General features: G+C 70.5%; 11 protein-coding genes. 5 read left to right on the top strand and 6 right to left on the bottom strand.

What is annotated here, in order from left to right; translation table 11 throughout:
* Window positions 1-257 precede the first annotated feature (257 nt).
* The 5 genes from ACGFRF_RS39405 (at window position 258) to folE (ending at window position 6,264) form a co-directional block, all read left to right on the top strand.
* A complete protein-coding gene (locus ACGFRF_RS39405; RefSeq protein ID WP_393748577.1) occupies window positions 258-1,391 on the top strand; it encodes a zinc-dependent metalloprotease in 1,134 nt (377 codons plus the stop codon).
* A 192-nt stretch (window positions 1,392-1,583) separates the two neighbouring features.
* Window positions 1,584-2,645, top strand: a complete 1,062-nt coding sequence (gene tilS / locus ACGFRF_RS39400; RefSeq protein ID WP_393748575.1) for a tRNA lysidine(34) synthetase TilS — start codon at window positions 1,584-1,586, stop codon at window positions 2,643-2,645.
* Window positions 2,646-2,733: 88 nt separating this feature from the next.
* Entirely contained in the window at window positions 2,734-3,294 is a 561-nt protein-coding gene (gene hpt, locus ACGFRF_RS39395; RefSeq protein WP_031165039.1) for a hypoxanthine phosphoribosyltransferase, read from the top strand.
* A 216-nt stretch (window positions 3,295-3,510) separates the two neighbouring features.
* Window positions 3,511-5,550, top strand: coding sequence for an ATP-dependent zinc metalloprotease FtsH (ftsH, locus tag ACGFRF_RS39390; RefSeq protein ID WP_393748574.1), 2,040 nt, complete (start codon window positions 3,511-3,513; stop codon window positions 5,548-5,550).
* A 108-nt stretch (window positions 5,551-5,658) separates the two neighbouring features.
* Complete coding sequence (folE, locus tag ACGFRF_RS39385) at window positions 5,659-6,264, top strand: GTP cyclohydrolase I FolE (RefSeq protein ID WP_393748573.1); 606 nt, start codon at window positions 5,659-5,661, stop codon at window positions 6,262-6,264.
* A gap of 75 nt (window positions 6,265-6,339) precedes the next feature.
* Here the strand turns inward: folE and ACGFRF_RS39380 are convergent, their stop codons facing one another.
* From ACGFRF_RS39380 to ACGFRF_RS39355, 6 genes are all read right to left on the bottom strand, one after another.
* Window positions 6,340-6,828, bottom strand: a complete 489-nt coding sequence (locus ACGFRF_RS39380) for a DUF3180 domain-containing protein (RefSeq protein WP_393748572.1) — start codon at window positions 6,826-6,828, stop codon at window positions 6,340-6,342.
* Between the two features lie 58 nt (window positions 6,829-6,886).
* On the bottom strand, window positions 6,887-7,498 hold the full coding sequence (gene folK, locus ACGFRF_RS39375; RefSeq protein WP_393748570.1) for a 2-amino-4-hydroxy-6-hydroxymethyldihydropteridine diphosphokinase: 612 nt from the start codon (window positions 7,496-7,498) through the stop codon (window positions 6,887-6,889).
* Window positions 7,495-7,854 carry a dihydroneopterin aldolase gene (gene folB / locus ACGFRF_RS39370; protein WP_356942354.1) on the bottom strand — a complete coding sequence of 120 codons (360 nt, stop codon included), beginning with the start codon at window positions 7,852-7,854 and terminating at the stop codon, window positions 7,495-7,497. Before folB ends, folK begins: the two co-directional genes overlap by 4 nt.
* A 272-nt stretch (window positions 7,855-8,126) precedes the next feature.
* A complete protein-coding gene (locus tag ACGFRF_RS39365; RefSeq protein ID WP_393748568.1) occupies window positions 8,127-8,660 on the bottom strand; it encodes a nuclear transport factor 2 family protein in 534 nt (177 codons plus the stop codon).
* Complete coding sequence (gene folP, locus ACGFRF_RS39360) at window positions 8,657-9,571, bottom strand: dihydropteroate synthase (protein ID WP_393748566.1); 915 nt, start codon at window positions 9,569-9,571, stop codon at window positions 8,657-8,659. The genes ACGFRF_RS39365 and folP overlap by 4 nt, the downstream gene beginning before the upstream one ends.
* A gap of 128 nt (window positions 9,572-9,699) precedes the next feature.
* Window positions 9,700-11,514 (bottom strand): phosphatidylglycerol lysyltransferase domain-containing protein, encoded by a 1,815-nt coding sequence (locus tag ACGFRF_RS39355; RefSeq protein WP_393748564.1) that lies wholly within the window; start codon window positions 11,512-11,514, stop codon window positions 9,700-9,702.
* Window positions 11,515-11,705 lie beyond the last annotated feature (191 nt).

Here is an 11,705-nt window from a genome sequence, read left to right as displayed (position 1 = left end):
CAACGGCTCGATCCGGTCCCACATCGCATCAGTGATCACTAATCGGACAGGCATATCCGATCAACTGACTTACCGACCAAAGAGACACGCGCTAGGCCCGCCCTGCCCCCGCCCTGCCGCCGCCGTGGGCAGTCGTTCCGCAGGGCGCACCGGGCGGGGACGGACTGCCGCACCGGGCGGCGCTCCGGCGACACCCCGGCCCATGCCGACCTCACACGGCCTGCCCCGACCCGCACCGCTCACGTACGGTTGACAACATGACTGGCTTCGGTGGCACCGCATCTCCCGGGATGGTCGACTGGAACCTCGCGGTGGCGACCGCGACACGGCTCGTACGACCGGGTCCCGACGTCAGCCGCGACGAGGCCAGGGCCGTCGTCGCGGAGCTGCGCCGGCACGCGAAGGCCTCGGAGGAACACGTCCGGGGCTTCACTCGTATGGGCACCGAGGAGACCCACGACACCCCGGTCCTCGTCGTCGACCGCCCCGGCTGGGTCCGCGCCAACGTGGCCGGTTTCCGCGAGATCCTCCGGCCGCTGCTGGAGAAGATGCAGGAACGGCGCGGCAACAACCCGGGCAGCGCCGTCCTCGGCGCCGTCGGCGGCAAGGTCACCGGCGTCGAACTCGGCATGCTGCTGTCGTTCCTGTCCTCGCGCGTCCTCGGCCAGTACGAGACCTTCGCCCCGGCCACCCGCGAACTGCCCGCCGGCGAGAACGGCGGCGGCCGCCTCCTGCTGGTCGCCCCCAACATCGTCCACGTCGAGCGCGAACTCGACGTCGAGCCGCACGACTTCCGGCTGTGGGTGTGCCTGCACGAGGAGACCCACCGCACGCAGTTCACCGCCGTCCCCTGGCTGCGCGACCACCTCGAGGGCGAAATCCAGTCGTTCTTGGCGGAGACCGACGTCGATCCGATGACCTTCCTCGAGCGCATCCGGGAGGCCGCCCAGTCCCTCGCCGGCGGCCGGCCCGAGGGCGAGGAGGAGGACGGCGGCCGCTCCTTCGTGGAGCTGGTGCAGACCCCCGCCCAGCGCGAGATCCTCGGCCGCCTCACCGCCGTGATGTCCTTGCTGGAGGGCCACGCCGACTTCGTCATGGACGGCGTCGGCCCCAGCGTCGTACCGACCGTCTCCGAGATCCGCGAGAAGTTCCAGCAGCGCCGCGCCAAGGGCGCCTCCCGCCTCGACCAGGCCCTGCGCAAGCTGCTGGGTCTGGATGCCAAACTCAAGCAGTACCGGGACGGCGAACGCTTCGTACGCGCGGTCGTCGACGAGGTCGGAGTCGACGGCTTCAACCGCGTGTGGACCTCACCGAACACCCTGCCCACCAAGGCGGAGATCGCCAAACCGGCGGACTGGGTCGCGCGGGTGCACCGCAAGGCCGAGTCGTGAACGACCCGGACAGGTCGTGAGACGAAACCAGCCGACGGCAGGCGAACGCCCCTTCAATCACCCGTCCGAGGGACCGTGAGCCATGCGTAGGCGTGCAATGCTCGGGGAACGCCCCGGTTCTGTCACCATCTACACACTCTGAGTGACCGAGCTCGGGCTCACCCCCCGAAAACTTCATGAAGGGAACCGGACATGGGTCCCCATCCTGCGGTCGCGGCGATACGCCTGGCGGTCCGCCGCGTACTCCACGACATCCTCAACGACCACGACACCTCCCGCGCGCATCCGGACGAGCAGACCTCCCCCGGCGCGCACCCGGACCGGACGGCCGAGCGGCTCCCCTCCCCGCTCGTCCTCGTCGCGTGCTCCGGCGGCGCCGACTCGATGGCGCTCGCCTCCGCCCTCGCCTTCGAGGCCCCCAGACTCGGCATCCGCGCCGGCGGCGTCACCGTCGACCACGGCCTCCAGCCCGGTTCCGACCTCCGCGCCGACGAGGTCGCCCTGCGTCTGCGCGGGCTGGGCCTCGACCCCGTCGAGTCCGTCGCCGTGACCGTCGGCCGCGGCGGAGGGCCCGAGGCCGCCGCCCGCGACGCCCGCTACGCCGCCCTCGACGCGACGGCCGAACGCCACGGCGCCGCCGCGATCCTGCTCGGCCACACCCGCGACGACCAGGCCGAAACCGTCCTGCTCGGCCTCGCCCGCGGATCCGGCATCCGCTCCCTGTCCGGAATGGCCGCGGTCTCGGGGGCCGGCGGCCGTTACCGGCGGCCCTTCCTGCACATCGACCGGCAGACCGCCCGCAAGGCCTGCATGGTCCAGTCCCTGCCCGTCTGGGACGACCCGCACAACGCCGACCCCGCCTACACCCGCTCCCGGCTCCGGCACGAAGGCCTGCCCGCCCTGGAGAAGGCCCTCGGCAAGGGCGTCGTCGAAGCGCTCGCCCGCACCGCACAGCTCTCCCGCGACGACGCCGACGCCCTGGATGCCTGGGCCGCCCAGGCCGAGGCCTCCGTACGGGACGCCGCGGGACTGCTGGAGTGCGCCAAGCTGTACGCCCTCCCGCCCGCCGTGCGCCGCCGGATCCTGCGCCGGGCCGCCATCGAGGCCGGTGCCCCGGCAGGTTCCCTCTTCGCCCGGCACATCGAGGAAGTCGACCGTCTGATCACCGGCTGGCGCGGCCAGGGAGCCATCAACCTCCCGGGCAAAGTCGTCGCCCAGCGGCAGGGTGGCAGACTGGTGATTCGGCAAGGCTGAATCCCGACCTCCCGGAGCGACCCTCCGGCGGCCGGTCGGGCGGCCGGAGGCCGTGCATGCGGCCGTAAGTGCGGGACGACCGAAAGTGATGCGGGTGGACGCGAAAGACATGGGTGCCGACCTTCAGCAGGTACTCATCACCAAGGAAGAGATCGACGCGAAGCTGGCCGAGCTGGCCGCGAAGATCGACGCGGAGTACGCGGGCAAGGACCTGCTCATCGTCGGTGTCCTCAAGGGCGCGGTGATGGTCATGGCGGACCTCGCCCGGGCGCTGTCCACCCCCGTCACCATGGACTGGATGGCCGTGTCCTCCTACGGCGCGGGCACCCAGTCCTCCGGTGTCGTCCGCATCCTCAAGGACCTCGACACCGACATCAAGGGCAAGCACGTCCTGATCGTCGAGGACATCATCGACTCCGGCCTGACGCTGTCCTGGCTGATCAACAACCTCGGCTCCCGCGAGCCCGCCTCCCTGAAGGTGTGCACGCTGCTGCGCAAGCCGGACGCCGCCAAGGTCGCCATCGACGTGGAGTGGGTCGGCTTCGACATCCCGAACGAGTTCGTCGTCGGCTACGGCCTCGACTACGCCGAGAAGTACCGCAACCTGCCGTTCGTCGGTACGCTCGCGCCCCACGTCTACGGCGGCTGAGCCGGACCGGGCCGGAGGCTGAGCCAGTCGGCCCAAGCCCGGTAGGACGATCGGGAACCCCGGCGGGTCCCGCACCGTTGAGCATGCAGAGGCGGGTTTCCCGGCCGTCGAAGCGGCATCGTGCGGCTTCGGGCAACAATGCTGGGGTACCGTCAGAAGAACTGTCTTATCAAACTCACTATGGCAGGAGGGACGGGGCGGCACCGCTCCGTATGGATGGACGTGAAGCGATACTTCCGTGGGCCGGTCATGTGGATCGTGCTGGCCGTCCTTGCCGTGGTCGTGTTGATGCAGGTCGTCGGCTCGTCCGGCGGCTACAAGACGGTGGACACCGGCCAGGTCGTGGCGGCGATCAACGACAACAAGGTCGAGTCGGCCAAGCTCACCACCGGTGACGAACAGAGCATCAAGGTCACACTCAAGGACGGCAACAAGGTCGAGGGCAGCTCCAAGATCCAGGCGAGCTACATCGGCGACCAGGGCGTGACCATCGCCGGCACGCTGCAGACCAAGTACCAGGACAAGCAGATCCCGGACGGCTACACCGTGTCGCCGTCCAAGCAGAACCCGTTCCTCGGCGTCCTGCTCTCACTTCTGCCCTTCGTCCTGATCGTGGTCGTCTTCCTGTTCCTGATGAATCAGATGCAGGGCGGCGGCTCCCGGGTCATGAACTTCGGCAAGTCCAAGGCCAAGCTCATCACCAAGGACACCCCGAAGACGACCTTCTCCGACGTCGCCGGCTGTGACGAGGCCGTCGAGGAACTCCACGAGATCAAGGAGTTCCTGCAGGAGCCGGCCAAGTTCCAGGCCGTCGGCGCCAAGATCCCCAAGGGTGTGCTCCTCTACGGCCGCCCGGGTACCGGCAAGACGCTCCTCGCGCGCGCCGTCGCCGGCGAGGCGGGCGTCCCCTTCTACTCGATCTCCGGTTCCGACTTCGTCGAGATGTTCGTCGGTGTCGGTGCCTCCCGAGTCCGTGACCTCTTCGAGCAGGCCAAGGCGAACGCCCCGGCGATCGTCTTCGTCGACGAGATCGACGCGGTCGGCCGCCACCGCGGCGCCGGCCTCGGCGGCGGTCACGACGAGCGTGAGCAGACCCTGAACCAGCTGCTCGTCGAGATGGACGGCTTCGACGTCAAGGGTGGCGTCATCCTCATCGCCGCGACCAACCGTCCGGACATCCTCGACCCGGCGCTCCTGCGCCCCGGCCGTTTCGACCGCCAGATCGCGGTCGACCCGCCGGACCTGCAGGGCCGTCTGGAGATCCTCAAGGTCCACCAGAAGGGCAAGCCGGTCGCCCCGGACGTCGATCTGGCCGCCGTCGCCCGCCGCACCCCCGGCATGACCGGTGCCGATCTCGCCAACGTGCTCAACGAGGCAGCGCTGCTCACCGCCCGCGGCGACCAGAAGCTGATCGACAACAGGGCGCTGGACGAGGCGATCGACCGCGTGGTCGCCGGCCCGCAGAAGCGGACCCGGATCATGTCGGACAAGGAGAAGAAGATCACCGCGTACCACGAGGGCGGACACGCCCTGGTCGCGGCGGCCTCGCCGAACTCCGACCCGGTCCACAAGATCACGATCCTGTCCCGCGGCCGCGCCCTCGGCTACACGATGGTCCTGCCGGACGAGGACAAGTACTCGACCACGCGCAACGAGATGCTCGACCAGCTCGCCTACATGCTGGGCGGCCGCGCGGCCGAGGAACTGGTCTTCCACGACCCGACCACCGGCGCCGCCAACGACATCGAGAAGGCCACCAACCTGGCCCGCGCGATGGTCACGCAGTACGGCATGACCGAGCGGCTCGGCGCGATCAAGTTCGGCGGCGACAACAGCGAGCCCTTCCTCGGCCGTGAGATGGCTCACCAGCGCGACTACTCGGAAGAGGTCGCCGCGCTGGTCGACGAAGAGGTCAAGAAGCTCATCGAGACCGCGCACAACGAGGCCTGGGAGATCCTGGTCGAGAACCGCGACGTGCTCGACAACCTCGTCCTGCAGCTGCTGGAGAAGGAGACGCTGGGCAAGGAGGAGATCGCCGAGATCTTCGCCCCCATCGTCAAGCGCCCGCCGCGGCCCGCCTGGACCGGCTCCTCCCGCCGTACCCCGTCCACCCGTCCGCCGGTGCTCTCCCCGAAGGAGCTGGCACTGACCAACGGTGCGAACGGCGCGACGGCGGCGATCAGCACGGCCAAGTCCACCGCCACGGAGTCCGCCCCGGTGACGGAGCAGACCCCGGAGGACCGCCCCGAGAGCTGACCTTTTCGGCCAAAGGGCCGGAATGAATGCCGCGCCCCCCAGGTTTTAGCCTGGGGGGCGCGGCATTTCCGTATGCCCGCGGTGAGACGTACAGGAACGAGGCATCAGATGACCGACCCCGTGACGCTGGCCGGCGACGGCTTCATCGGCGAGTTCGACGAGAAGCGCGCCGAGAACGCCGTACGCGAACTCCTGATCGCGGTGGGCGAGGACCCCGACCGCGAGGGCCTGAGGGAGACGCCGGCCCGAGTGGCACGGGCGTATCGGGAGCTTCTGGCAGGACTGTGGCAGGAGCCCGAGGATGTTCTGACGACCACGTTCGACCTGGGGCATGACGAGATGGTCCTGGTGAAGGACATCGAGATCGTGAGCCTCTGTGAACACCACCTGCTGCCCTTTCACGGCGTAGCTCACGTCGGTTACATCCCGGCTGAAACAGGCAAGATCACCGGCCTGTCGAAGCTGGCGCGCCTGGTCGAGGTCTTCGCCCGTCGCCCGCAGGTGCAGGAACGACTCACCACCCAGATCGCGGACTCCCTCATGCGGATCCTGGAGGCGCGCGGCGCGATCGTCGTCATCGAGGCCGAGCACATGTGCATGTCGGTGCGCGGCATCCGCAAGCCGGGCGCCAAGACGACCACGTCGGCGGTGCGGGGCCAGCTGCGGGACGCCACGACCCGTGCCGAGGCCATGAGCCTGATACTGGCTCACTGACCGACGGTCAGGGGGCCCGGTCCCGTCCTTGATCGGCGGAGTCGATCGCCGATCACGGGGGATCGGGGACGGCGGTCAGGCCACCGGCTCTGCGCCCGGGTGGTTCTGGTCGTCGTCCTCGGGGAGTTTGCAGACCCGTTCGAGGAACAGGGCCGCCGCTATCACGCCGAGACCGGCCAGGACCGAGAAGCCGGCGTAGAGGGCCTGGTCGCGACGGGCGGGGATGTCGAGCTGTTCCAGGAGGAAGACGCCCGTGCCGCCGTACATGCCGGCGACGAGGGCGGCGACCAGGGCGCTCGCCTGGCCGAACACGACCGCCCGGGCGGCCATCAGCGGGTCGACGCCCTTCGCCCCGGGACGGCGCTCGCGCTGGGCCTTGAGCCGGGCGCGCAGGGAGAGCGCCGTGGACAGCAGGACCACCGCGATCAGGGCGAGGACGATGGGGGCGGCCAGGGGGACGCTGGGAAGTGTCCCGATCGAGTTCCAGAGGCGGGCTCCCGCCCAGGACAGGACGCCGGCCACGACGAACACGCCGACCAGCACCCGGATGCGCAGCTCTCTCACGGTGTCCCTTCAGTTCCCCCGGACCGATCCCGGATCGTGGTCGTCCTGACCTTAACGACTACTCGGGCAGTCGGAGTTCCAGGTCCCCGCGCGTCGTGACGCCCTCACGGGTGACGGCCGCGAGGAGGTCGGCCACCGTGCCGCGGCCGGGCAGCTGGGCCTGCGGGTCCACGTCGTGCCAAGGGGCGAGCACGAAGGCGCGCTCGTGGGCGCGCGGGTGGGGCAGGGTGAGCTGGGGGTCGTCGGAGGTGACGTCGGCGTAGGAGACGATGTCGACGTCCAGGGTGCGCGGGCCCCAGCGCTCGTCGCGGACGCGGTTGAAGGCCTCCTCGACGGCGTGTGCCCGCTCCAGCAGCGAGGAGGGGGGCAGGGTGGTCTTGAGGACCACGACCGCGTTGAAGTACGACGGCTGGCTGCCCGGCTCGACGCCCCACGGCTCGGTCTCGTACACCGGGGAGACGGCCTTCACGCGCACGCCCGGGGTGTCCTCCAGCGCGTCGACGGCGCCCTGGAGGGTCTCCAGCCGGTTGCCGAGGTTGGAGCCGATGGAGATCACGGCCCATTTCGGGTTGCTCAGCGTCGTGTCGGCGGCGTCGACCTTCTCGACGACCGAGGCGGGCACCGGCTGGACGGTCGGGTCGCTGTGACCCTGGAGGAAAGGTCGGGTCATACTCGGCTCCGGGTGATGGTGACGGTCACGTCGTCGAAGGGCACGGTGATCGGCGCGTCCGGCTTGTGGACGCAGACCTCCACCTCGTGGACGCCTTCGTGCTTCAGGCAGGTCTGGGCGATCCGCTCGGCGAGCGTCTCGATGAGGTTCACCGGTTCGCCCTCGACCACGGCCACGACCTCCTCGGCCACGATGCCGTAGTGCACGGTCTTCGCCAGGTCGTCGTCGGCCGCGGCCGGCCGGGTGTCCAGGCCGAGGACGAGGTCGACGATGAAGGTCTGGCCCTCCTCGCGCTCCTTGGGGAACACACCGTGGTGCCCGCGGGCCTTGAGGCCGCGCAGCGCGACACGATCCACGCGAATCACTCCTGCAATCGTCGGGAACGACCGGTCCGTACCGCGTGCGGGCGGCACACCGGCCTCAGACGAATCTACCTGCGGGCACCGACAAAGCCGGGCCACGGGGGCGCGGGCCCAGGCCGGGACCTCCAGGGGTCACCCCGTGTTTCCCCCGGTGAACCCGGCGGCGTCATGGGGTGGTAGGCGCTCATACCCGGGGGTAGGTGATTCCAACCACTTCTTGCTCCCCGCGGGCCCTCGACCAGTGTTCCGCCGGAGCGGCCACCCACTCAGGCGAGGGGGTCGTCGTCCGGGTTCACGCCGTTCACACGGTCCTCGTCGTCGTTGTCGTCGCTCTCGGCCAGGACGGGGGAGGCGTGGTGCGACCAGAGCTTCCAGCCGGAGGGGGTGCGCCGGAACACGTTCGTGGCGACGACGAGCTGGCCGACCAGGGGTCCCAGTTCCGCGCCGTCCTCCGGGGCGGGGCCGCCGCTGAGGATGTTCTCGGTGCAGGTCACGAGAGCGGTGTCGCCGGTGACGGAGACGTGCACGTCGGTGAGGAAGAACTGGATGTAGTCGGTGTTCGCCATGATCAGGGCGTACGACCTGAGGACCTCGCCGCGTCCGGAGAGCACGGGCCAGCCGGGGTGCACGCAGGAGATCACGCCGGTGTCCGCGGGGTCGTGGTACTCCTCGTCCACGCCCAGGTCGGAGGGGGTGAGCCAGAGGGAGGAGACCTCTTCGAAGTCGCCGCGTTCGAGCGCCTCGTAGAAGGCGGTGTTGGCGGCCTCTACCTGCTCGACGTCGGTGTGGGGCGCGCTCACCTGTCTCCTTCCACCCCACGCTCGGCTTCCGCGCCCGGCGCCGGCCCCGCCGTACGCGCCCCCTCGACGGCCCGGGCGACGCGTACCGCGTCCGCGGTGGCGCGTACCTCGTGGACGCGCACGGCCCATGCGCCGGCGTGCGCCGCGAGCGCGGAGACGGCGGCCGTGGCGGCGTCGCGCTCCCGGGCGGGCGGGGGCGCCCCTTCGGGGCCGGCGAGGACACGGCCGAGGAACCGCTTGCGGGAGGCGGCGACCAGCAGAGGGTGGCCGAGGGTGTGCAGGCGGTCGAGGTGGGCGAGGAGCGTGAGGTCGTGCCCGGCCTCCTTGGAGAAGCCGAGTCCGGGGTCGACGACGATGCGGTCGGGGGTGATGCCACCGGCCAGAACGGCCTCCACACGCGCGTGCAGTTCGTCCACGACTTCGGCGACGACGTCCGCGTAGGCGCCCTTGACGTTGCCGCCCTGGAGGAAGCCGCGCCAGTGCATGACGACGAACGGGGCGCCCGCGTCGGCGACGACCGGGATCATCGCGGGGTCGGCGAGGCCGCCGCTGACGTCGTTGACGAGGGCGGCGCCGGCCGCGAGGGACTGTTCGGCGACGGAGGCGCGCATGGTGTCGACGGAGACGACCACGCCCTCGGAGGCGAGACCCCGCACGACGGGGATGACACGCCGCAGTTCCTCGTCCTCGTCCACGCGGGTGGCGCCGGGCCGGGTGGACTCGCCTCCGACGTCGACCAGGTCGGCACCCTCGGCGACCAGGTCGAGGCCGTGCTTGACGGCGGCGGTCGTGTCGAACCAGCGGCCGCCGTCGGAGAAGGAATCGGGGGTCACGTTCACGACTCCCATGACCGCGCACCGGTCCCATGCCGGAAGGCCCGTCACTCGGCCGCGCCCGCTGAGGTTCTTCATACGTTCAGCGTAGGCCCAGGAGGGCGCCGGGAACGCGCGGCGGTCCGGGTGGAAGCCCCCGTGCCGGAGGGGTGGGACTTCCGCCCGGGCCGGTCCCGGAGCCGTACGGCGTGGCTCCGTCCGGCGACTCAGGCCGCCCGGACGTCCCGCTCGGCCAGGGCGTGCGCGCACGGGCGTTCGGCGGCCGTCCGGCGCCGGCGCAGGAAACGCGGCAGTGGCAGGGCGAGGTTGACGAAGCCTTCCGCCTGCATGGCGGCGAAACCGATGCGGGGCAGGTCGGCGGAGGCCCGGTAGACCACGAAGCGGGGCTCCCAGCGAGGCTGGAACTTGGCGTTGAACTTGTACAGCGACTCGATCTGGAACCAGCGCGAGAGGAACACCAGCAGTCCGCGCCAGGCGCGCAGGACCGGTCCGGCGCCGATCTTCTCGCCGCGCGCGAGAGCGGAGCGGAACATCGCGAAGTTCAGCGAGATGCGGGCGATGCCGAACTTGGGGGCGGCCTGCAGGGCGGCGACGATCAGCAGTTCGTTCATGCCGGGGTCGGCGCTGCGGTCGCGGCGCATGAGGTCCAGCGAGACGCCGTCCTTGCCCCAGGGCACGAAGTGCAGGATCGCCTTCAGGTCGCCGTACTCGCCGGGTTCGTCGTCGGCCTTGTGGGCGGTGGCGATCAGGCAGTCGGCGTCGGTGGGGTCGCCGATGCGGCCGAGGGCCATGGAGAAGCCGCGTTCGGTGTCGGTGCCGCGCCAGTCCTCCGCCGCCCTGCGGATGCGCTCCAGCTCGGCCTCGCCGAGGTCACGGATGCGCCGTACCCGGGTTTCGTAGCCGGCCCGCTCGATGCGCTTGACCATTTGGCGCACGTTGCGCATCGCACGTCCGGCGAGCGAGAAATCCGCGACGTCGACCACCGCCTCGTCGCCCAGTTCCAGGGCGTCGAGACCGGTCTCGCGGGTCCACACCTCGCCGCCGGTCTCCGAGCAGCCCATGACGGCCGGGGTCCAGGAGTGGGCCTTGGCCTCGTCCATGAAGCGCTCGATGGCACCGGGCCAGGCCTCGACGTCGCCGATGGGGTCGCCACTGGCGAGCATCACACCGGAGACGACGCGGTAGGTGACCGCGGCCTTGCCGCTGGGGGAGAAGACGACGGCCTTGTCGCGGCGCAGCGCGAAGTGGCCGAGGGAGTCGCGGCCGCCGTGCTTGGCCAGCAGGGCGCGCAGTTTCTCCTCGTCCTCCGCGGTGAGGTGGGCGGCCGGGTGTTCGGGGCGGAAGGCCAGGTAGATGGTGGTGACCGCGGTGATCCAGCCGAGCGCGCCGAGGGAGAAGGCGACGGTCCAGGAGGTGTTGCCCTGGTAGTCGACCGGCCCCTCGAAGCCGAACAGGCCGTAGACGACGTGGGTCAGCCGGTCGGCCAGACTCGGGTCACCGATCGTCCGGTTGGGGTGGACGCTGACGATGACGAGGCCGAGCATGAGGGAACCGGCGCTCATGAGGACGAAGTTGGCGAGCGCGCGCCACCGGCTGCGCGGGTCGGGCAGGGCCGCGAACTCGTTCCGGTGGCGCAGCAGCGGGACGAGCAGCGCGACCGCGATGGCCACGCCGACGAGCGAGTGCCGGTACGCGAACTGCGCCACCGCGCCCGCCGGCAGCAGTACGACGGCGGCCCGCCACGCCCGGCGCTTGCGCCGTTTGAGCCCGTGCGCCAGCAGGAGCAACAGCACGCCCGCACTGAGCGAGAGCGCCGCGGCGAAGGGCCCGAAGGAGCCCGGCAGCACCTCGGCGATGGCGTGCATACGGCTGTGACGGAAGCGCGGGAACACGCCCGCGGCAATGTCCAGGACGCCCACGATCGCGGCCGCCCTGGCGACCAGAACGGGGACGGCCTCGGGGCGCGGGCCGCGCGGTGTGCGCCGCGCCCGGCTTGATCGGCTCGGAACCTCGCCCGACATTTCCCCATCTATCCTGACAGACATCGCATCCCGTAGTTCTGCGAGAGACCTTGGATCCGGGCCCGATCGGGCATCCGGCGACATTGCGCCCTCTAGGACGGTGTCTGGGGGAGAGAGGTTCACTCCCCACCGGAAAGTCGGGTCAAAGGCCAAGGAAAGCCCCGGCCAAGCCCTCGCGACGAAGCGCGGGT

The sequence above is a fragment of the Streptomyces sp. NPDC048521 genome (genome assembly GCF_043199855.1).
In the GTDB taxonomy this organism is placed as follows: Bacteria; Actinomycetota; Actinomycetes; order Streptomycetales; family Streptomycetaceae; genus Streptomyces.
The sequence above is the reverse complement of the archived record's forward strand: the minus strand, read 5'-3'. Positions and strand labels throughout refer to the sequence as shown.

What these genes read in the sequence shown, in the direction of transcription:
- folK (WP_393748570.1), bottom strand. Translation starts at nt 7,498, where the DNA reads ATGACCCGACCTTTCCTCCAGGGTCACAGCGACCCGACCGTCCAGCCG.
- folP (WP_393748566.1), bottom strand. Translation starts at nt 9,571, where the DNA reads ATGAAGAACCTCAGCGGGCGCGGCCGAGTGACGGGCCTTCCGGCATGG.
- folE (WP_393748573.1), top strand. Translation starts at nt 5,659, where the DNA reads ATGACCGACCCCGTGACGCTGGCCGGCGACGGCTTCATCGGCGAGTTC.
- ACGFRF_RS39405 (WP_393748577.1), top strand. Translation starts at nt 258, where the DNA reads ATGACTGGCTTCGGTGGCACCGCATCTCCCGGGATGGTCGACTGGAAC.
- hpt (WP_031165039.1), top strand. Translation starts at nt 2,734, where the DNA reads ATGCGGGTGGACGCGAAAGACATGGGTGCCGACCTTCAGCAGGTACTC.
- ACGFRF_RS39355 (WP_393748564.1), bottom strand. Translation starts at nt 11,514, where the DNA reads ATGTCGGGCGAGGTTCCGAGCCGATCAAGCCGGGCGCGGCGCACACCG.
- ftsH (WP_393748574.1), top strand. Translation starts at nt 3,511, where the DNA reads ATGGACGTGAAGCGATACTTCCGTGGGCCGGTCATGTGGATCGTGCTG.
- tilS (WP_393748575.1), top strand. Translation starts at nt 1,584, where the DNA reads ATGGGTCCCCATCCTGCGGTCGCGGCGATACGCCTGGCGGTCCGCCGC.